Raw genomic sequence first — 20,185 nt, forward strand, 5'->3', positions numbered from 1 at the left:
AGCCCCATAACCACGGAACTTCCAGGAGCTAACTGTGACCGACGCCCACACCGCCGGCCCCTTCATCGCCGCCATCGACCAGGGCACCACCTCGTCCCGCTGCATCGTCTTCGACCGCGACGGCCGTATCGTCTCCGTCGACCAGAAGGAGCACGAGCAGATCTTCCCGAAGCCGGGCTGGGTCGAGCACAACGCCAACGAGATCTGGACCAACGTCCAGGAGGTCGTCGCCGGAGCCATCCAGAAGGCCGGCATCACCCGCGACGACATCAAGGCCATCGGCATCACCAACCAGCGCGAGACCACCGTGCTGTGGGACAAGAACACCGGTGAGCCCGTCCACAACGCCATCGTCTGGCAGGACACCCGCACCGACGGGCTCTGCAAGGAGCTCGGCCGCAATGTCGGCCAGGACCGCTTCCGCCGCGAGACCGGCCTGCCCCTGGCCTCCTACTTCGCCGGCCCCAAGGCCCGCTGGCTGCTGGACAACGTCGAGGGCCTCCAGGAGCGCGCCGAGGCCGGCGACATCCTCTTCGGCACCATGGACACCTGGGTCATCTGGAACCTGACCGGCGGTGTCAACGGGGGCAAGCACGTCACCGACGTCACCAACGCGTCCCGCACCATGCTGATGAACCTGCACACCATGGAGTGGGACGACAAGATCGCCGAGTCGATCGGTGTGCCGCTGCAGATCCTGCCGGAGATCCGCTCCTCCGCCGAGGTCTACGGCGACGTCACCGGCGGCAAGCTGGGCGACCTGCTCGGCGGCATCCCGGTCGCCTCGGCGCTCGGCGACCAGCAGGCGGCCCTGTTCGGCCAGACCTGTTTCGCCGAGGGCGAGGTCAAGTCGACGTACGGCACCGGCACCTTCATGGTGATGAACACCGGTGACAAGATCATCAACTCGTACGCGGGCCTGCTGACCACGGTCGGCTACAAGATCGGCGACCAGCCGACGGTGTACGCCCTGGAGGGCTCGATCGCCGTCACCGGTTCGCTGGTGCAGTGGATGCGGGACCAGATGGGCCTGATCTCCACCGCCGCCGAGATCGAGACGCTCGCGCTCTCGGTCGAGGACAACGGCGGCGCCTACTTCGTACCGGCCTTCTCCGGCCTGTTCGCCCCGCACTGGCGCTCCGACGCCCGCGGTGTGATCGCCGGCCTGACCCGGTACGTCACCAAGGCGCACCTCGCGCGTGCCGTCCTGGAGGCGACCGCGTGGCAGACGCGGGAGATCGCCGACGCCATGGTCAAGGACTCCGGGGACGAGCTGGTGGCCCTGAAGGTCGACGGCGGCATGACCTCCAACAACCTGCTGATGCAGACCCTCTCGGACGTCCTGGACGCACCCGTGGTGCGCCCGATGGTCGCCGAGACCACCTGCCTCGGCGCCGCCTACGCCGCCGGTCTCGCCGTCGGCTTCTGGTCCGGCACCGACGAACTGCGCTCCAACTGGCGCCGGGCAGCCGAGTGGACCCCCCACATGGACGCGGAGACCCGCGACCGTGAGTACAAGAACTGGCTCAAGGCCGTCGAGCGGACCATGGGCTGGATCGAGGACGACGAGAGCTGAGAGCAGCGCTCGCCAGCTCTCGAACTCTGATGAGGAGTAAGAACCCGAAATGACCAGTCAGACCACCCTGCAGTCCGTGCCTGCCCTCGGGACGCACCCGGCCTCCGGCTCCAACCCGAGCCGCGCCGAGACCCGGGAGCAGCTCGCCAAGGCGTCGTACGACCTTCTCGTGATCGGCGGCGGTATCCTGGGCATCTCCACCGCCTGGCACGCCGCGCAGTCCGGCCTCAGGGTGGCTCTGGTCGACGCCGGTGACTTCGCCGGCGCCACCTCGTCCGCCTCCTCCAAGCTGCTCCACGGCGGTCTGCGCTACCTGCAGACCGGCGCGGTGAAGCTGGTGGCGGAGAACCACTTCGAGCGCCGTGCGGTCTCCCGCCAGGTGGCCCCCCACCTGGCGAACCCGCTCACGTTCTACCTCCCCGTGTACAAGGGCGGGCCGCACGGCGCCGCGAAGCTCGGGGCGGGCGTGTTCGCCTACTCCGCGCTCTCCGGCTTCGGTGACGGCGTCGGCCACCTCCTGTCCCCCGCCAAGGCGGCGCAGGACGTGCCCGAGCTGCGCACCGACAACCTCAAGGCCGTCGCGGTGTACGGCGACGACCAGATGAACGACGCGCGCATGGCGCTGATGACGGTCCGCGGGGCCGTCGAGGCGGGCGCGGTCGTGCTCAACCACGCCGAGGTCACCGGCCTGCGGTTCACCAAGGGCCGGGTGACCGGCGCGGACCTGAGGGACCGCGTGTCCGGTGACGAGTTCGGGGTCAACGCCCGCCTCGTGCTGAACGCGACCGGCCCGTGGGTCGACCACCTGCGCCGGATGGAGGACCCGAATGCCGCGCCGTCGATCCGTCTGTCGAAGGGCGCGCATCTGGTCCTGAAGCGGACGTCGCCGTGGAAGGCGGCGCTCGCGACCCCGATCGACAAGTACCGCATCACGTTCGCCCTGCCCTGGGAGGACATGCTCCTGCTGGGCACCACGGACGAGGAGTTCGAGGGCGACCCGGCGGACGTCGCGGTCACCGACAAGGACATAGCCCAGATCCTGGACGAGGCCGCGTTCTCCATCCGGGACCAGCAGCTGGACCGCGACCTGATCACGTACTCCTTCGCGGGTCTGCGGGTGCTGCCCGGCGGCCCCGGTGACACCGCGAAGGCCAAGCGCGAGACGGTCGTGACCGAGGGCAGGGCGGGCATGCTGTCCGTCGCGGGCGGCAAGTGGACGACCTTCCGGCACATCGGCCGCACGATCATGAAGAAGCTGGAGGCACTGCCGGGCCACCCGCTGGGTGACGACTTCGAGCCGATCGCCTCGCTGCCGAAGAAGCTGCCGCTGCCGGGTATCGCCAACCCGCGCGCGGTCGCCCACCGGCTGCTGACCGACCGCCCGGCGCCCGGCCCGCGCATGGCGGCCGACACCGCCAGGCACCTGGCCACGCACTACGGTTCGCTGGCCTTCGACATCGCCCGCATCGCGAACGAGAACCCGGAGCTGGGCGAGCGCGTCCACCCGGACGCCCCGGAGATCTGGGCCCAGGTCGTCTACGCCCGGGACCACGAGTGGGCCGAGACGCAGGACGACGTGCTGCGCCGCCGGACGACGCTGACCATCCGGGGTCTGGCCACGGACGACGTCCGGGCGAAGGTCCAGGACCTGCTCGACAAGAAGTGAGCCTCGCAGGCGCCAGGGGAGGTTTTCGCCGGATGAGGCTCCCCCGGCGCCGGGTCCGGCCACTCCCCTGACCGGTCGGACCGCACGAGGGCGGCCCCGTTTCTTCCGTACCGGGGCCGGCCATCACCGGAAGGGGCGGCTCCACGCCGACGGAGCCGCCCCTTTCGCATGCGCTGTGGTCCCTGCCGGGTGGTACCGGCTCGCGCTCAGATCCGGGACTCCACCAGGGCCCGTACGGCGTTGGCGTCCGTCAGTTCCGCGCGCCGCACGATCAGTTCGCGCCCGAGCAGCAGCGCGCGCCGGGAGGCGGGTACCGGATCCGGCAGGGTCGTCAGGTCCGTCAGATGCGCGAAGCCGATGATGCGGCGGACGATCTCCGTGCCGGCGTAGCCGAGCGACTCCGTCCACACCCGGCGCAGGAAGCGGTCGAGGTAGGCGTCGTCGAAGAAGGTGTCGACGCGGGTCGGCCAGAGGCGGCGGAACTCCGACTCGAACGCCTCCCAGGAGAGCCGGAGTTGGTCACCGTGGTCGGACAGCGTGCCGAGCTCGCGCGCCCGCTCCTCGGACACCAGGACGTTCGCCCAGTACAGGCCCAGGTCGTAGCCGACGGGGCCCACGAAGGAGAACTCGGGGTCGAAGACCCGTACCACGTGGGCGCCTTCGCGCTCCCCGACCATGATGCTGCCGGTGTGCAGGTCACCGTGGAGGAGGGCCTGGGCGCTGGTCATGAAGGTGTGGCGGAGGTCGGCGACCTCGGTACGCAGCCGCGCGTCGGCGCGGAACTCCGCCGCCAGGTCGTCCAGTCCCCCGTGCCAGTGGTTGTGCTCGTGCTCGATGTACGGCTCGGACAGGACCACGTCCTCGGTGATCTTGCACAGCTCAGGGCTGACCGAGGCCGCGACGAGCGCCTTCCGCTCGGCGGACTCCATACCGAAGTCGCTGGTCGCGAAGGAGAGCTGGGCGACGAGCTCGCCGGTCCGCGCCGAGGTGAGCGGGCCGTAGGGCTCGCCCTCGTTCAGGCGGGTGCGCAGGACCTCCAGGTCCGACATGTCCTCCATGACAAGGGCGTGGTTCTCGGGGTCGTAGCCGTGGATCGCCGGGATCTTGTCGGGGGCGACCTTCGCCACCTGGTCGTACGCACGGGCCTCGGCGTCGGCGCGGTCCGGGCTCATCGGCCAGGACGGTCCGGCGACCCGGACCCAGGGCAGGGCCTGCTTGACGGCGAGGCTGCGGGTGCCGTCGGCGGACGACGCGAGGAAGACCCGGTTCATGTTGCCGTCCGACACCTCGCGGACGCTGATGTCGGTGGCGTCGTCCCAGTGGCCGCGCTCGCGCAGGTAGCCGGGGATGTCGTCGGTCTCCAGGATGCGGTAGCCCATCGTACGAACTCCTCGAACTTCCTTATGCGGTACGGCGCTTGGACAGGGTGAAGCTGAAGACGAGGGCGAGGATGAGGACCGCGCCCTCGACGACGTCCTGGGTGTAGTACGGCAGCCCCTTGATGGTGAGGCCGGTGGTGATGATGCCGATGAGGACGGCGCCGAGTGCCGTGCCCCAGACGTTGGGGCGGCCGCGGCCCAGGACAGAGGTGCCGACGAGGGCCACCGCGACCGCCTCCAGCAGCTGCGAGGTGCCGGCCGACACGTCGCCCTGGCCGATGCGGGAGGCCAGGATGAGGCCGCCGATCGAGGCGAGGACGCCGGACAGGACGTAGGCCAAAGACCGGTAGGCGCCTACGCGGATGCCCGCCAGGCGCGAGGCCTCGGGGTTGGCGCCGATCGCGTAGAGCACACGGCCCCAGCGGGTGCGGGCCAGGAAGACCCAGGCGGCGATCGTGAGGCCGCCGAAGACGAGGACCGAGACGGGGATGCCGAGGACGGTGCCGCGGTCGATGCGCAGGAAGCCCTCGGTGAACCTGCCGGGGGCCGTGGTGCCGTCGTCCAGGGTCATGCCGGGGGTGATGGACTGGCCGTCGACCAGGATGAGCTTGCTGCCCTGGATCACGAACATCGTGCCGAGGGTGGCGAGCATGTCCGGGATCTTCAGTACGACGATCAGAAGCGCGTTGAGCAGGCCCGCGAGCGCGCCCGCCGCCAGGACCGCGACGATCGCGACCGCGCCGATCTGGTTGTGGACGACCATCGTCTGGGCCGCGACCGAGACGCCCAGTCCGGCGACCGCGCCGACGGACATGTCCATTCCGCCGACGGCCATGGTGAGGGTGACCCCGAGACCGAGGATCGCGGCGACGGAGACGTACCGCAGGGTGTCGAGGAGGGTCGCCGACTCACGGAAGGAGCCCTCGCTCAGCGCGAAGTACAGGAACAGCGCGACGGTGACGAAGATGAAGCCGTACTTGATGACGGCGTTCTGGACGCGTACGGCAGTGGAGGTCGCGGGCGCGATCGCCGCCTTCGTGGGGACCTCGGTGCTCTGCTGGGTGGTCATGGGGTGCTGCTTCCTTCGGGCGTACGGCCGGCGGGCGGCGTCAGACGGACGCGGAGATGGTCTGGATGACGCGGTCGCGTTCCGCGTCCTCGCCGTACGCGTCGAGGTGGATCTCGCCGGCGGCCAGCACGACGACCCGGTCGGCTACCTCCAGCACCTCGTCGACGTCGGCGGACAGGACGAGGACGGCGGCCCCCTCGGCGGCCAGCGCCCGGGCGCGGCGGCCGATGTCGCGGCGGGCGCCGATGTCCACGCCCCGGAAGGGTTCGTCCAGGATGAGGACGCGGGGGGTGCGGGCCAGCCAGCGGCCGACGACGACCTTCTGCTGGTTGCCGCCGGACAGCTCCTCGACGGTGCTGCGCTCGTCGCGCGCCACGACGCCCAGGGTGTCGATGGTGTCGCGGCCGAGGGCGTCCTCCCTGGCCGTGTTCACCAGCCCGAGGCGGGACAGCGACTTCAGGAACGGCAGCGAGATGTTCTGTGCCAGCGACCAGCCGGGGACGAGGGCGTCGGCGTGCCGGTCCTCGGGGACCAGGTGGACGCCGGCCCGGATCGCGTCGGCGGGGCGGCGGGGCTCGTACGCCTCGCCGTCCAGTTCGACCGTGCCCGCGGCGAAGGGCTCGGCGCCGAACAGGCCGCGGGCCAGCTCGGTCTTGCCCGCACCCAGCAGGCCGACGACGCCGGTGACTTCGCCGGTGCGGACGTCGAGGTCCAGGGGGGTGCGGCCCGCGAAGAGCCGTACGCCCCGCAGCGACAGGGCGACTTCGCCTGTGGAGCCTTCCCGTTCTGTGCCTGCCCGGACCGGACGGGCGGTCGTGGCCTCCTCTGCCTGGGCCAGCATCGCGCGCAGGGCGCTGTCCCAGTCGAAGGGCTTGGCCTGGTCCTCGGTGAGACGGCCGTCCCGCAGGACGACCAGGCGGTCGGCGAGGGCGTCGATCTCGCCGAGGCGGTGGGAGACGTAGAGGACCGCGATGCCGTCGTCGCGCATCCTCTCGACGAGTGTGAACAGGCGGGCGGCCTCGGCGGCGGACAGGGCCGAGGTCGGTTCGTCGAGGATGAGCAGGCGCGGGCGGGTGGCCAGGGCGCGGGCGAGGATCAGCAACTGGCGGTCGGAGAGGCCGAGTTCGGTGACGTCCTTGCGCAGCACCGAGTCGCTCCAGTCCAGGCCGAGGCCCGCCTGGATCTCGCGGGCGCGGGCGAGCAGTCTGCCCCCGTTGAGGAACGGGTTGCCGCGGCGCTGCGCCAGCTCCTCGAACACCAGGTTCTCGGCGACCGAGAGGCCCGGTACGACACCCTCGCCGATGCGCTGGTGGACGGTCTGGATGCCCAGCCGGCGGGCGGCCAGCGGGGAGTGGAGGGCCGCGGGTTCGCCTGCGACCCGCACCTCTCCCCCGTGGTCCGTGTGGACGCCCGACAGGATCTTGATCAGCGTGGACTTGCCGGCGCCGTTCGCGCCGAGCAGCGCGAGAACGCTGCCCGGGGCGATGTCGAGCGTGACGGACGCGAGGACGGTCTTCCCGCCGAACGCCATGCTGACGTCGGTCAGGGCGACGGCCGCCTCGGCCCGGCCGAGGTCAGTGGGCGACATTCGAGATCCAGTCGGCGGTGCTGACCTGCGACAGGTTCAGTGCGGGCAGCGCCTCGCGCAGCTGGGCCATGTTCTCGATCTTCTTCGCACGCAGGAAGTCCTGGGTGATGGCGACGGCCGGGAACTCGACCGAGCTCTTGCCCAGTTGACCGGCCAGTTCCAGGGCGGTCGTGCGGACGACGGCGGCGCCGACGGCGGACGGGTCGGTGCCCGCGGTGGCGACCCAGGGGCTGCCGTCGGCGGTCATGTTCTGGATGTCGGCGTTGGAGACGTCCGCGCCGAAGACCTTCACCTTGTCCTGGAGCTTCTTGTTCTGGACAGCGAGGACGGTGCCCTTGGCGAGTTCGTCGTACGGCGCGAAGACGCCGGTGACGTCGGAGTGCTGGGTGAGGGCGGCGGACACCAGCGGCACGTTGTCGGTCGCCGTGGAGTCGGTCACCTTGCCGACCTTGAACTGCTGCTTCCAGCCCTGTGCGGCGACTTCCTTCGCCCAGACGGTGTTCCGCTTGTCGAGGGCGGCGTATCCGGCGACGTTGACGTAGCCGACCTTGGCGTTCTTGCCGACCTTCTCGGCCATCACGTCGAGGACGGCCTGGGCCATGCTCGCGTCGTTCTGCCTGGTGCTGACGACGCCCTTGGTGGCGGTCTCGACGTCGTAGACGACGACCTTGACGCCCTTCTTCACGGCCTTGTCGATCTCCGGCTGGATGGTGGCCGGAAATCCGTGGTCGACGATGATGGCCTGCGCGCCGGAGTTGATGGCCGAGGACAGGTCGGTGGCCTGCTTGGCGTTGTCGGCCTGGGCGTCGTACACGGTCAGGTCGATGCCGAGGGCCTTGGCCTGGGCCTTGGCGCCGTTGCCCCACTGCTCGAAGTAGTCACCGGCACCGCTCTGCCGCACCAGGGCCACCTTGACGGTGCCCTTGCTGAAGGGGGCCGGCTTGGCGCCGGTGGCGGCCGCGGCCGGGGCGGCGCTGTCGCCGGACGTCTTGGAGGCGTCCGTGGACTGCGAGCAGCCCGCGAGGAGCAGGGCGGAGACGGACGCGAGGGAGAGCGCGGCGAGGGGAAGGCGGACACGGGACATGGCGGGGCTCCAGGTGCGGGAAAAGGGTGGGGAGTTGCTGGACCCGGAGCTGGGACACCGATGGCTGAACGGCCGCCTCGCGAGAGCGCGGGCGCGGGAGCGCTCCGGATGGGGTCAGCGACAGCTGGCTGTGGTCGACCGGAGCAAGTCCACGTACAGCCGCCGCACGAGCAGCAGCGTCTTCATACGCAGATCATGGGAACGATTTCAGCCATGCGTCAAAGCGGTGGAAGCGGTTTCTCACCACGTGAGACAACGAGTTCGTCACACCCGGCTGACGCCTCGACGGCGTCACGGCGGAGTTACGATCACGAGGAGACCGGCACCAGAACCGGCACAGCCCGGCACCCCCACCGGCACAGTGAGGCCCTGATGACGACACCCCGCGCGACAGCGGATCGCATGCCCTGCATGCGGAGCTGTCCTGGCGCGATGTGTCGCGGCTGACCAGTTCCGACCGGCTCTCCCGCCGCCGCGCCCTTCCTCACTCCCCCTCCGGGTGCTTGTCTCGGTACCCGGACCTCCCTTCCAGTTCCAGGAGTTGCACCCATGACCCTGCTGACGACCTGGCCCGAGTCCGGACCTCAGACCCTGATCCGCCGCACCTCGGACCCCGCCGAGATCGCCGCGGCCCTGAAGCCGCTGGGCGTGCGGTACGAGCAGTGGCCGATCCGGGAGGACGTCCCGTTCGACGCCGACAGCGACACCGTGTTCGCGGCGTACGGCCCCGAGATCGACCGGCTGAACGCCGAGGAGGGCTTCACCACCGTCGACGTCCTGGGTCTGCACCCCAGCGACGACCCGGAGTTCCCGGCGAAGGCGAAGGCCGCGCGCGCGAAGTTCCTTCAGGAGCACACGCACGACGACGATGACGAGGTGCGCTTCTTCGTCTCCGGCTCCGGCATCTTCTACCTGCACGTGAGCGGCGAGGTGCACGCCGTCTTCTGCGAGAAGGGCGACCTGCTGGGCGTGCCGCGGGGCACCACCCACTGGTTCGACATGGGCACGAAGCCGTCCTTCACCGCGATCCGCTTCTTCCACGAGGAGGACGGCTGGATCGGCAACTTCACCGGTTCCACCATCGCCGGCCGCTTCCCGGACTACGACACGATCGCGGCCGGCCACGAGGCCGACAGGGCGACGGCGTGACCGTGCGGGAGCTCCGGTTCGACGTGGCCGACGTGGACGCCGTGGTGCTCGACATCGAGGGCACCACCAGCGCCACGGGGTTCGTCGTGGACGTGCTGTACCCGTTCTCGCGCTCGCGGTTCGGGGCGCTGCTCGCCGAGCGCGGCGACGACCTTGCGGTGGCGCGGGCGATCGCCCAGGTGCGGGAGCTGACGGGCGACCCGGACGCCGACGCCGCACAGGTCGAGAAGACCCTCAACACCTGGCTGGACGAGGACCGCAAGGCCACCCCGCTGAAGACCCTCCAGGGCATCATCTGGTCCGAGGGCTTCGCCCGCGGCGACCTGGTGTCGCACTTCTACGACGACGTCGTCCCGCGGTTGCGGGCGTGGCACGCGGCGGGTGTGCGGCTGTACGTCTACTCGTCCGGGTCGGTGGCCGCCCAGCGGGCGTGGTTCACGAACAGCCCGGAGGGCGACCTGACGTCGCTCGTCTCGGGTCTGTACGACACCGAGAACGCGGGCCCCAAGCAGGAGCCGGAGTCCTACCGCCGTATCGCGGAGTCCACCGGCCTCGCGCCGGCCCGTCTCCTCTTCCTCTCCGACCGCCCCGGCGAACTGGACGCGGCCCGCGCGGCGGGCTGGCGGGCGGTCGGCGTCCGGCGGCCCGGGGAGCCGTACTACGAGCAGGGTGTCGGCGACCACGCGCAGGCGGGGACGTTCGACGAGATCACCATCACCACTTCCGGGAGCAGCACGTGACCGCCGACATCAGCCAGCTCGACCTCGAGGAGGCGGGCGCGGTCCTGGCCGCCGAGTCCGCCCGGTTCGCCTCCTTCGGCTGGATGCGGGGCACCTCCGGCAACCTGTCCGTGGTGCTGACCCGCGACCCGCTGCGGCTCGCGGTCACGGCCAGCGGCCACGACAAGGGCGAGCTGACGCCCGCGGACGTGGTGCTGGTCGACGGGCAGGGCGCCGCGGTGCGGGGCGGCAAGCCGTCCGCCGAGGCCGAACTGCACGCGCGCGTGGCCGCGCTGACCGGTGCCGGTGCCGTCGTCCACGTCCACACGGTCGCCTCCGTGGCGATGGGCCGACGTGAGCCGGGTGGCATCGTCTTCAGGGACCTGGAGATGCTCAAGGGCGTCGGCCAGAGCGCCCACGACGTCGAGGTGACCCTGCCGGTCATCGCCAACAGCCAGGACATGAAGATCCTCGGCGACCGTCTGGAGGCCGCACGCGACCCCCGGATGCCCGCGGTGGTCGTGGCCGGGCACGGCCTCTACGTCTGGGGAGACAACCCGCGCCAGGCCCGGCACCACACCGAAGTGGTGGAGTGGCTGCTGGAGCTGGAGCTCGCCCAGCGGTGACCGTGCGGCGCCGTGGCCGGGTGCGGCGACCGCGGGTGTACGGCGGTCAGGACGCCGTCGGGGGCAGCAGTGCCTCGCCCAGTCGCCGCCAGTGCGCCATCGCGGTGCCGCCCGGTTCGGTGCCGATCACTTGTACGGCGACGTGGTCGGCGCCCGCCGTGACATGGGCGCGGAGCTTGTCGACCACCGTGTCGACGTCGCCCCAGAAGACGAGGTCGTCCACGAGGCGGTCGCTGCCGCCGTGCTCGATCTCCTCGTCCGGGTAGCCGAGGCGGCGGAACTTGGCGACGTTGTAAGGGGTGTTGAGGTACACCTCCAGGTGCTCGCGGGCCGTCGCACGGGCCGTGTCGGGGTCCGGCTCCAGCAGCACGGCGTGCTCGACGCCCAGGAAGGCGTCGGGGCCGAGGATCTCCCTGGCCTGGGCGGTGTGGGCCGTGTTGACGTGGTAGGTGTGGGCGCCGGCGGAGCGGTCCCGTGCCAGGGCGAGCATCTTGGGGCCGTACGCGGCCAGGATCCGGCGTACCGGGATGCGTGGCGCGGGGTTGGGTGACTCCTTGGCGTGCGCGTCCAGTTCGTCGACGTACTCGGCCATGGCGGCCAGGGGCTTGACGCCCGGCCGTGGCGCGCCGCCGAAACCCAGGCCGAGCAGATGCCGTCCCGGGTAGGCGTCGGCCAGCAGTGTGCTCGCGGCGTGCGTCGCGGCCGCCCCGCGCGCCCAGATCTGCGCGATGCCGTTGACCACGTGCAGCCGTTCGGTGGCGGAGAGCAGATGGCCGGCCTGGGTGAGTGCCTCGCGCCCGCCCACCTCGGGGAACCACACCGCCCGCCATCCCCGTTGTTCCAGCTCCTGTACGCAGTCGCGTGCCAGCGCGGCCGGCTGGTGCTCGAAGTCGAAGGTGTAGATGCCGAAGGTCCCCAGGTTCATCATGCATCGAAATATCGCAGATTCTCGATATGAAATGCAACAGGCGTGCCCGGACGGTCGGTTCACACGGTCAGAGGGTCCGGCCGAGCAGGGCGACCAGCTCGGTGATGCGCTTGTCGTCCCGCTTGTAGTGGGTCCACTTGCCCACCCGCGTCGCCCGCACCAGACCCGCCCGCTGGAGTTCGGCCATGTACGCCGACACCGTCGACTGGGCCAGTCCGGCCTTGGCCTGGATGTGGCTCACACAGACGCCGACCTCGGCCGGGTCCGCGATCGCCTCGTACTGCGAGAAGTGCCGTTCGGGCTCGCGCAGCCACACCAGCAGCTGGAGCCGCACCGGGTTGGCCAGCGCCTTCAGGGCGCCGACCAGATCGGCATCCGGGGAGGTCGCGGCGTCGGTCATGGGTTCGGAGTATAGGTCGGCTCCGTGGGCCGGGACGTGGGCCGGGGACGTCAGCGCAGCCTCTCCCCCGGCAGCTCTCCCGCCGACACCTCCAGCACCCCGCGCTCGGTGACCAGCCCGGTCACCAGGCGTCCCGGGGTGACGTCGAACGCCGGGTTGTGGCCGCGCGAGCCGGCCGGAGCCGTGCGGACGCCGCCCCACTCCAGCACCTCGTCCTCGCCCCGGAGTTCGATGTGGATGTCGTCGCCGGTCTTCGTGGCCAGGTCGACGGTCGTCGTCGGCGCCGCGACCAGGAACGGGATCCCGGCGTCCGCGCAGGCCAGGGCGACGCCCACGGTGCCGACCTTGTTCGCGGTGTCGCCGTTCGCCGCGATGCGGTCGGCGCCGACGATCGCCGCGTCGACCTCGCCGCGCAGGATGGTGCCGGCCGCGGCGCCGTCGGCCTGGACGTAGTGCGCGATGCCCTCCTGGGCCAGCTCCCAGGCGGTCAGGCGGGACCCCTGGAGCAGCGGGCGCGTCTCGTCGGCGTACACCACCTCCAGGCGGCCACGCGCGTGCAGTTCGCGGATGACACCGAGCGCCGTGCCCCAGCCGGACGTGGCGAGCGCGCCGGTGTTGCAGTGGGTGAGGACGCGCAACGGCCGCTCGACGCCGACCCGTCCGAGCAGCCAGTCGGCACCGAACGCGCCCATGGCGCGGTTCGCGTCGACGTCCTCGCACTGGACGGCGGCGGCCTCCTCCAGTACGGCGTCGAGGCCCTCGTCGAAGCGGGTCATGACGCGGTCGACACACACCATGAGGTTGACCGCGGTGGGCCGGGCCTCGCGGACGCGGGCCACGGCCTTGCTTATCTCGTCGGCCGACCAGCCCTCCCGCTCGCCCTGGAGCAGCGCGAGCGCGACACCGTAGGCGCCGGCGGCGCCGATCGCGGGCGCGCCGCGCACGACGAGCCGCTGGATCGCGTCGACCAGGGTGTCCACATCGAGGACGTCCACGGTCTCGGTGCGGTGCGGGAGCACGGTCTGGTCGATCAGCGCGAGGCTGGTTCCGGTCCATCGGACCGCACGCAATTCCCCGGACATGGACCGCACTTCCTTGGACATAACGGGACACTCCTGCTGCTGGCGTAGGTGTTCGCCACCGTACCTGACCTTGGGAAACCACAGTACGAGACAGTCGAGCAGGTGTCCGAACATCAGGTGTGCAGTCCAGCCACCCGCACAGCCCGCAGGCCGAGACGAGGAGGACGTGTGCTGCTCACCAAGCGCCGCTTCCTGGACTTCGGCCGCTGTGCCGGCGACTGCTGTCCCCGCTGAGCCGCCTCCGCCTCAGCGACTTCCCGCGTCGCCCCCTCTCACCTCACGCGCTCATCGCCGAGCGCGCCCTGCCGTTCCCCGGAAGGCTTCCCCCGGAAGGTCCCCATGTCCCGCAGACTCCGCCGTTCCCTGCAACTCGCCGCCACCACCGCGCTCGTGGTCACCGCGGCCACCGCCTGCAACGCCGCCGCCAAGAAGGACGCCTCCGACAGCGCGAGCGGCGGCAGCGGCACGTCCTTCACCCTCGTCACCCCCGACGCCGTCGGCCAGAACGAGTTCCTGAAGCTCGCCGTCAGCGGCATCAAGGACGCGGCACAGCGGCACGACGGGACGCAGAAGGTCTACGAGTCCACGGACACCGCCTCCCAGCAGCAGAACGTGCAGGCCGCGGTGGACGCCGGGCCGGACGTCATCGTGCTGGTCGGCTTCGAGTTCGCGGACCTCGTCGCCCAGCAGGCCGAGAAGAACCCGAAGCAGCAGTTCCTGATCGTCGACGCGTGCACCACCAAGACCTTCGAGAACGTCAGCTGCGCGGTCTTCCGCGAGCACGAGGGCGTCTTCCTCGCCGGCGCCGAGGCCGGTCTGCTGAGCAGGTCGGGCAAGGTCGGCGCGGTCGACGTCCTCGACACGCCCCAGTTCCGGCGCTACAGCGACCCGTTCGCGGCCGGCGCCAAGAAGGTCGCCACCAGGACGCTGACGTCGACGCGCTTCGTCGGCGGACAGTCGCCCTTCGACGACTCGGCCCGTGCCAAGGAGCAGGCGAACACCCTGCTCGCCAAGGGCTACGACCAGATCATGGCGGCCGCGGCGGCCGGCAACTACGGCGTGTTCGAGGCGGCGAAGGCCAAGGGCGCGTTCGCGTACGGCGTCGACGTCAACCAGTGCGTCTCGGCGCCCGGCACGGTCGTCGACAACGTGATCAAGCGCACGGACGTCGCCGTGGACAAGGGCATCGAGGCGGTCCTCGCCGGAAAGACGGGCACGACCGTCTCGTACGGCCTGAAGGAGGGCGGCATCAGCCTGACCGGCCTGGAGGACGGCGTGGACTCCTCGAAGTGCGTCATCGCCGAGCACCAGGACGTCCTCAAGCAGGTCGAGGCGCTGCGTGACCAGATCGTGGCCGGGAAGCTGACGGTCGATGACCCCGCCGCGAGCTGAACAGGCCGTCGAGCTCCGGGGAATCACCAAGCGGTTCCCCGGCACGCTCGCCAACGACGCCGTCGACCTGACCGTCCGGCGCGGTGAGATCCACGCGCTCATGGGCGAGAACGGCGCGGGCAAGTCGACGCTCATGTCGATCCTGTACGGCATGGAGCGCGCCGACGCCGGGACGGTCCGGGTCGACGGGCGGGACGTCGCTTTCGGGAGCCCGTCCGACGCCATGGCCGCCGGGCTCGGCATGGTCCACCAGAGCTTCAAGCTGTTCGACTCGCTGACCGTCGCGGAGAACGTCGTGTACGCCGCCGAGCCGCGCCGCTTCGGCCTGGTGGACCGCGCCGCCGCCCGCCGCCGGGTGCGCGAACTCGCCGAGGAGCACGGACTGTCCGTCGACCCGGACGCCCGGGTAGGGGGCCTGCCGGTCGGCCTGCGCCAGCGCGTGGAGATCCTCAAGCTGCTGCACCGGGGTGCCCGCACGCTGATCCTCGACGAGCCGACCGCCGTGCTCACGCCGGCCGAGGCGGACGCGCTGTTCGCGGTGCTCAAGTCGCTGGCCGCCCAGGGCCGTACGGTCATCCTCGTCACACACAAGCTGCGCGAGGTGCTGGAGGGCAGCGACCACGTGACCGTCCTGCGGGACGGGCGGGTCGTGGCCCGGCTGGTCACCGCGCGGACGTCCGCCGACGAGATCGCCGCCGCGATGACCGGCCGCGCGGTCGAACTGGACCGCGTCCACGCGCCGGGCACGCCCGGTGACGTGGTGCTCGAGGTGTCCGGCCTCGCCACCGGCGCCGTGCGCGACGCCGCCCTGACCGTCCGTGCCGGGGAGATCGTCGGCATCGCGGGCGTCGCGGGCAACGGGCAGAGCCTGCTGATCGAGGCGCTGGCCGGTCTGCGGCCGGTCACGGCCGGGCACGTGACCCTCCAGGGCGAGGACATCACCCACGCCTCGGCCACCGAACGCCGCCTCAGGGGGCTGGCGTACGTCCCCGAGGACCGCCACGCGGTCGGTACGGCCCCGGCGGCATCGGTCGCGGACAACCTCGCGATGGGCCACCACCGTACGTCCCTGTCCGTCCGCGGCCTGCTGCCGCCGGCGGCCGTCCGGGCCCACGCCCGACGGCTCATAGAGCGCTTCGGCATCAAGGTGCCGGCCCCCGAGGTGCCCGCCTCCGCGCTGTCCGGCGGCAATCTCCAGAAGCTGCTGATCGGCCGCGAACTCGCCCATGACGCCCCGCTGCTGCTGGTCGAGCAGCCGACGCGCGGTGTGGACATCGGCGCCATCCAGAACATCCACGACCAGCTGATCGCCTACCGCGACGCCGGTCACGCCGTGCTCCTCGTCTCGGCCGAGCTGAGCGAGATCCGGGGTCTCGCCGACCGGGTGCTGGTGATGTACGAGGGCCGGATCACGGCGACGTACGACAAGAAGGCGGCGGACGAACGGACGCTGGGGCTCGCGATGGCGGGCGGCACCGCCCCCGTGGAGGCCCGTCGACTGACATGAACGACCGAATATCCGGAGCCCTGCGCTCCCCCGTCACCTTCTCCGTGCTCGCGGGCGTCGTCATCGGCGCGCTCTTCCTCGTCGGCACCGGAGCGGACCCGGTCACGGCCTACGGGGCGGTCCTGACCGGCGCTCTCGGCGCCGACGGCATCGGCTCGACCCTGACCACGACCACCAGCGTGCTCGGCATGGGGCTCGCGCTGGCGATCCCGCTGCGCGCCCGGCTCATCAACCTGGGCGGCGACGGACAGATGGTGCTCGGCGGCATCACCGCGGCCGTGACCGGCCTGTACTCGCCGCTGCCCGCGCCCCTGACCGTGGTCCTCGCCCTGCTCACGGGGATGGCGGCCGGCGCCGCCTACGCGGCCCTCGCCGCCCTGTGCGAGAACCACCTCGGTGTCCCGCTGCTGGTCAGCAGCCTGCTGCTGAGCTATCCGGCGGTGTCGCTGGCCTCCTATCTGGCCCGCTACCCGCTCAAGGAGCCCGGCTCCAGCCTCCCGCAGACCCGGACGTTGCCCGACGGGGTGGCGCTGCCCGCGTTCGGCGACTCGACGGTGACCGTCGGGCTGGTGCTCGTCGCCGTCGCGGCGGCCGCGTACTGGTTCACGGATCGGCGCACCGCCGTCGGGTACGAGATACGTATGACGGGCCTCAACGCACGCTTCTCGGCCTACGCCGGCGTCGAACGCCGGGGCCTGACCCTGAGGTTGATGTCCGTCTCGGGCGCGCTCGCCGGACTGGTGGGCGCGGTCGGGGTGTTGAGCTTCCCCTACCGCTTCGTCGACGGCTCGCTCACCGCTCCGGGCTACACCTGGACGGGCCTCACGGCGGCGCTGCTGGCGACGGCGGCCCCGGTCGGCACGGTGGTCTCGTCGTTCTTCTTCGCGGTTCTCCAGGTCGGCGGGCTCGCGATGGAGCGGACGACCGAGGTGCCGCGCGAGCTGACGCAGGTGCTCCAGGCGATCGTGATCGTGTTCCTGGCGGCCCGGTTGCGCTTCCCCGGCCGACGGCCGGGCCGCCGTAAGGAGACGGTGTGATGTTCCTCGACTCCGATCTGCTGATGTCGGCGCTGCGCGCGCTCACCCCGATCCTGCTGGCCGCGCTCGGCGGCGCGATCTGCGAGCGGGCGGGCGTGTTCAACATCGGCCTCGAAGGCATGATGCTGATGGGCTGCTTCACGGCGGTGGCCACCAGCTGGTTCACCGGCAGCGCCTGGCTGGGCGTGCTGGCCGCGGCGCTCGCGGCGGCCGCGTACTCGCTGGTCCTGGCCGTGGGTGCGGTGACGCTGCGGGGGGACGCGGTCGTGCTGGGCGTCGCCATGAACCTGCTGGCCGTCGGCCTGACCGGCTTCCTGCTGCGTACGGTCTTCGGCGTACAGGGCACCTTCGACGACCCGTCACTGGCCGGGCTCCCGCTGGTCGGCGGCTTCACCCCGCTCACGTATCTGTCGTGGGCGGCGGTCGCGGTGGCCGCGGTGCTGCTGTCCCGGCATGTGTGGGGGCTCAGGCTCCGCGGGGTCGGCGAGTCGCCGGACGCGGCGGCGACGCTCGGAGTGAGCCCCGTCCGGTACAAGTACGGGGCGATCCTGGTCTCCGGAGTCCTGTGCGGGCTGGCCGGCGCCCAACTCGCCCTCGGCAACGTCACCTTGTTCACCGAGAACATGACGGCGGGCCGCGGCTGGATCGCCGTCGTCGCCGTCATGCTCGGCCGCGCGGCCCCGGTCGGCGTCCTGCTCGCCGCCCTGCTGTTCGGCCTCGCGGAGGCGGCCGGATTCCGCCTCCAGGGCCTCGGCCTGCCGCAGCAGGCGACCGACGCCGCGCCGTACGTCGTCACGCTCGGCGCCCTGTTCCTCACGACGGCCCGCCGCCGTCGCCGTATCCGCCCCTCCGGAGCCGCCTCATGACCCAGGACCCGCCCCAGGACCTGCTGCCCGTCACCCGCATACCCCGCACCGGACTCCCCGCGCACGCGGTCGTCGTCGGCGACCCGGCGCGCGCGGCGGCCGTCGCCGCCCTGCTGGACGGTGCCGAGGAGGTGTCCCATCACCGCGAGTACCGCGTGTTCAGCGGAGGCTGGAAGGGCGTGCCGGTCACCGTCGCCTCGCACGGGGTGGGCGGGCCGGGCGCGATCCTGATGTTCCAGGAGCTGGCGGACGCGGGGGTCCGCACCATCCTGCGGTTCGGTACGGCGGGCGCGATGCGGCCGGGTATCGGCGACGGCGATCTGGTCATCGCGGAGGCGGCCGTACGGGACGACGGGGTCACCCAGCAGCTGCTGCCGCCGGAGTACCCGGCCGTCGCCGCCCCCGAGGCGGTGCTCGCGCTGCAGCGGGCCGCGCGCGAGGCGGGCGCCCCGCACCACCGGGGCATCGTGTGGACGCGGGCGGCGTTCCAGCCGGGACCGCTGCCGCTGTTCTCGTACGACGGTGCCGGGCTCGCGGCGATCGAGATGGAGCTGTCGGCGCTGCTGGTGTCGGCCTCGCTGCGGGGGCTGGTCGCCGGAGGCGTGCTGGTCGTGGACGGCGCCAACGCCGACGAACTCGTCGACGAGGGTGCCACCGGCGGGTACAACCCGCACCGGGAGGTCGTCGCGGCCGGTGTGGAGCGGGGCGCGGTGGTGTCGCTGGAGGCGCTGCGGCTGCTGGCGCAGGAGTACGGCGCCGGCCTCCCGGAGGGGAGCCCGGCGTGAGCACGATCGACCTGGTGGTCCACGGCGGTGACGTCCTGACGGTCGACGGCGCCGGAACCGTCGTACGGGACGGGGCGGTTGCGGTCCACGAGGGCGAGATCGTCGCCGTCGGTTCCGCCGAGGAGCTGGGTACGCGGTTCACAGCGCGGGAGTCCGTCGACGCGGCGGGTTGTCTCGTCCTCCCGGGGCTGATCAACACCCACACCCACCTCGCGATGACCCTGCTGCGCGGTCGCGCCGACGACGTCTCGCTCCAGGGCTTCCTGGAGCGGGTGCTGCGGTGGGAGGCCGAGTTGCTGACCCCGAAGAACGTGGCGGCGGCGGTGCGGGTCGCGGTCGCCGAGAGCGTTCGGGCCGGGGTGACCTCGGCGCTGGACATGTACTGGTTCCACGAGGCGGCCGAGCGGGCGGCCCGCGAGTCGGGCTGGCGACTGCTGACCGGACCCACCTTCATGGACGTACCGGAGCCGCCGGACCAGCGCACCCACGCGGAGCGGCTGGCGTGGGCCCGCCGGGACCTCGAAGCACGCGGCCCCGCCCGCCACGGCGTCCGCCCCGTCGTCTTCGCGCACTCCACCTACACCCTCTCCCCCGGCCAGCTCACCGAGATCGCCTCCCTGGCACGGGAGTTCGGGGCGCTGCTGCACATCCACGCCGCCGAGAACGCGACCGAGGTGGCCACCGTCGAGGTGCGGTACGGCAAGCGCCCGGTGGAGCTGCTCGACTCCCTCGGGCTGCTCGGCCCCGACCTGCTGCTCGCCCATGCCGTGGAGCTCAACGGGCCGGAGATCGCGGCGCTGTCCCGCACGGGCACGTCCGTCGCCCACTGTCCGGTGTCGAACCTGAAGCTGGGCTGCGGCATCGCGCCGGTGCCCCGGCTGCTGAGCGCCGGGGTGACCGTCGGACTCGGCACGGACGGCGCCGTCAGCTCCAACACCCTGGACGTGCTGGGGGCGGTGCGGCAGGCGGCGCTGGTGCACAAGGCGGGCGGCGACCCCACGGCGGTGGGCGCCGAGCGGGCCGTGCGCATGGCGACGATCGAGGGGGCGCGGGCACTGGGGCTCGCCGAGCACCTGGGCTCGCTGGAGGCGGGCAAGTGGGCGGACCTGATCGTGCTCGACCTGAACGCACCGCACCTGCGCCCGCTGCACGACCCGTGGTCCACGCTCGCCTACGCGGCGCACTCGGCGGACGTACGGGACACGGTGGTCGAGGGGCGGGTGCTGATGCGGGACCGGGCGCTGACGACGCTCGACGAGGAAGCGGTGATCGCCGACCTGGAGGCACTCCTGTGAACAGACCCCATAATGTGGGCTGAGACATCGGATGTCT

At 71.6% G+C, this 20,185-nt stretch carries 18 protein-coding genes; 11 read left to right on the forward strand and 7 right to left on the reverse strand.

Features of this window, described 5'->3' with window-relative positions; all coding sequences use genetic code 11:
- Nucleotides 1–34 precede the first annotated feature (34 nt).
- Both glpK and ACFU95_RS30380 read left to right on the forward strand, forming a co-directional pair.
- On the forward strand, nt 35–1,576 hold the full coding sequence (glpK, locus tag ACFU95_RS30375) for a glycerol kinase GlpK (protein ID WP_383833712.1): 1,542 nt from the start codon (nt 35–37) through the stop codon (nt 1,574–1,576).
- A gap of 49 nt (nt 1,577–1,625) precedes the next feature.
- Entirely contained in the window at nt 1,626–3,242 is a 1,617-nt protein-coding gene (locus ACFU95_RS30380; protein ID WP_383833715.1) for an FAD-dependent oxidoreductase, read from the forward strand.
- Between the two features lie 206 nt (nt 3,243–3,448).
- Here the strand turns inward: ACFU95_RS30380 and mtnK are convergent, their stop codons facing one another.
- Genes mtnK through ACFU95_RS30400 form a run of 4 tightly spaced genes read right to left on the reverse strand, consistent with a single transcriptional unit; the run spans nt 3,449 to nt 8,362 of the window.
- Entirely contained in the window at nt 3,449–4,621 is a 1,173-nt protein-coding gene (mtnK, locus tag ACFU95_RS30385) for an S-methyl-5-thioribose kinase (protein ID WP_383833718.1), read from the reverse strand.
- 22 nt (nt 4,622–4,643) lie between these two features.
- Nucleotides 4,644–5,690 carry an ABC transporter permease gene (locus ACFU95_RS30390; protein ID WP_383833721.1) on the reverse strand — a complete coding sequence of 349 codons (1,047 nt, stop codon included), beginning with the start codon at nt 5,688–5,690 and terminating at the stop codon, nt 4,644–4,646.
- A 40-nt stretch (nt 5,691–5,730) separates the two neighbouring features.
- Nucleotides 5,731–7,278 carry a sugar ABC transporter ATP-binding protein gene (locus ACFU95_RS30395; RefSeq protein ID WP_383833724.1) on the reverse strand — a complete coding sequence of 516 codons (1,548 nt, stop codon included), beginning with the start codon at nt 7,276–7,278 and terminating at the stop codon, nt 5,731–5,733.
- Nucleotides 7,265–8,362: a substrate-binding domain-containing protein gene (locus ACFU95_RS30400; protein WP_383833727.1), complete on the reverse strand. Its 1,098-nt coding sequence runs from the start codon at nt 8,360–8,362 to the stop codon at nt 7,265–7,267. The genes ACFU95_RS30395 and ACFU95_RS30400 overlap by 14 nt, the downstream gene beginning before the upstream one ends.
- Before the next feature lie 549 nt (nt 8,363–8,911).
- Between ACFU95_RS30400 and ACFU95_RS30405 the strand changes: the two genes are divergently transcribed.
- From ACFU95_RS30405 to mtnB, 3 genes are read left to right on the forward strand one after another with little or no spacing between them, the layout of a single operon-like run.
- Nucleotides 8,912–9,511: an acireductone dioxygenase gene (locus ACFU95_RS30405; RefSeq protein WP_383833729.1), complete on the forward strand. Its 600-nt coding sequence runs from the start codon at nt 8,912–8,914 to the stop codon at nt 9,509–9,511.
- The gene (gene mtnC / locus ACFU95_RS30410; RefSeq protein WP_383833732.1) at nt 9,508–10,251 is read left to right on the forward strand and encodes an acireductone synthase; all 744 of its coding nucleotides are present in this window, start codon (nt 9,508–9,510) and stop codon (nt 10,249–10,251) included. Before ACFU95_RS30405 ends, mtnC begins: the two co-directional genes overlap by 4 nt.
- On the forward strand, nt 10,248–10,856 hold the full coding sequence (mtnB, locus tag ACFU95_RS30415; RefSeq protein ID WP_383833735.1) for a methylthioribulose 1-phosphate dehydratase: 609 nt from the start codon (nt 10,248–10,250) through the stop codon (nt 10,854–10,856). Before mtnC ends, mtnB begins: the two co-directional genes overlap by 4 nt.
- Nucleotides 10,857–10,902: 46 nt before the next feature.
- Here the strand turns inward: mtnB and ACFU95_RS30420 are convergent, their stop codons facing one another.
- From ACFU95_RS30420 to mtnA, 3 genes are all read right to left on the reverse strand, one after another.
- Complete coding sequence (locus tag ACFU95_RS30420; protein WP_383833738.1) at nt 10,903–11,784, reverse strand: TIGR03620 family F420-dependent LLM class oxidoreductase; 882 nt, start codon at nt 11,782–11,784, stop codon at nt 10,903–10,905.
- A 67-nt stretch (nt 11,785–11,851) separates the two neighbouring features.
- On the reverse strand, nt 11,852–12,184 hold the full coding sequence (locus ACFU95_RS30425) for an ArsR/SmtB family transcription factor (RefSeq protein WP_383833741.1): 333 nt from the start codon (nt 12,182–12,184) through the stop codon (nt 11,852–11,854).
- Between the two features lie 50 nt (nt 12,185–12,234).
- Nucleotides 12,235–13,266 (reverse strand): S-methyl-5-thioribose-1-phosphate isomerase, encoded by a 1,032-nt coding sequence (gene mtnA / locus ACFU95_RS30430; RefSeq protein ID WP_383833744.1) that lies wholly within the window; start codon nt 13,264–13,266, stop codon nt 12,235–12,237.
- A 339-nt stretch (nt 13,267–13,605) separates the two neighbouring features.
- Here mtnA and ACFU95_RS30435 point away from each other — a divergent pair, with 339 nt between their 5' ends.
- Genes ACFU95_RS30435 through ACFU95_RS30460 form a run of 6 tightly spaced genes read left to right on the forward strand, consistent with a single transcriptional unit; the run spans nt 13,606 to nt 20,148 of the window.
- Nucleotides 13,606–14,658 carry a BMP family ABC transporter substrate-binding protein gene (locus ACFU95_RS30435; protein ID WP_383833747.1) on the forward strand — a complete coding sequence of 351 codons (1,053 nt, stop codon included), beginning with the start codon at nt 13,606–13,608 and terminating at the stop codon, nt 14,656–14,658.
- The gene (locus tag ACFU95_RS30440; protein WP_383833750.1) at nt 14,639–16,165 is read left to right on the forward strand and encodes an ABC transporter ATP-binding protein; all 1,527 of its coding nucleotides are present in this window, start codon (nt 14,639–14,641) and stop codon (nt 16,163–16,165) included. Before ACFU95_RS30435 ends, ACFU95_RS30440 begins: the two co-directional genes overlap by 20 nt.
- On the forward strand, nt 16,162–17,202 hold the full coding sequence (locus ACFU95_RS30445) for an ABC transporter permease (RefSeq protein ID WP_383833753.1): 1,041 nt from the start codon (nt 16,162–16,164) through the stop codon (nt 17,200–17,202). Before ACFU95_RS30440 ends, ACFU95_RS30445 begins: the two co-directional genes overlap by 4 nt.
- On the forward strand, nt 17,202–18,068 hold the full coding sequence (locus ACFU95_RS30450) for an ABC transporter permease (RefSeq protein ID WP_383833756.1): 867 nt from the start codon (nt 17,202–17,204) through the stop codon (nt 18,066–18,068). The genes ACFU95_RS30445 and ACFU95_RS30450 overlap by 1 nt, the downstream gene beginning before the upstream one ends.
- Complete coding sequence (locus ACFU95_RS30455) at nt 18,065–18,853, forward strand: nucleoside phosphorylase (protein WP_383833759.1); 789 nt, start codon at nt 18,065–18,067, stop codon at nt 18,851–18,853. The genes ACFU95_RS30450 and ACFU95_RS30455 overlap by 4 nt, the downstream gene beginning before the upstream one ends.
- Entirely contained in the window at nt 18,850–20,148 is a 1,299-nt protein-coding gene (locus ACFU95_RS30460; RefSeq protein WP_383833762.1) for an amidohydrolase, read from the forward strand. Before ACFU95_RS30455 ends, ACFU95_RS30460 begins: the two co-directional genes overlap by 4 nt.
- The last annotated feature ends 37 nt before the right edge of the window (nt 20,149–20,185 follow it).

The organism is Streptomyces sp. NPDC057623, assembly GCF_042800355.1.
Lineage (GTDB): Bacteria > Actinomycetota > Actinomycetes > Streptomycetales > Streptomycetaceae > Streptomyces.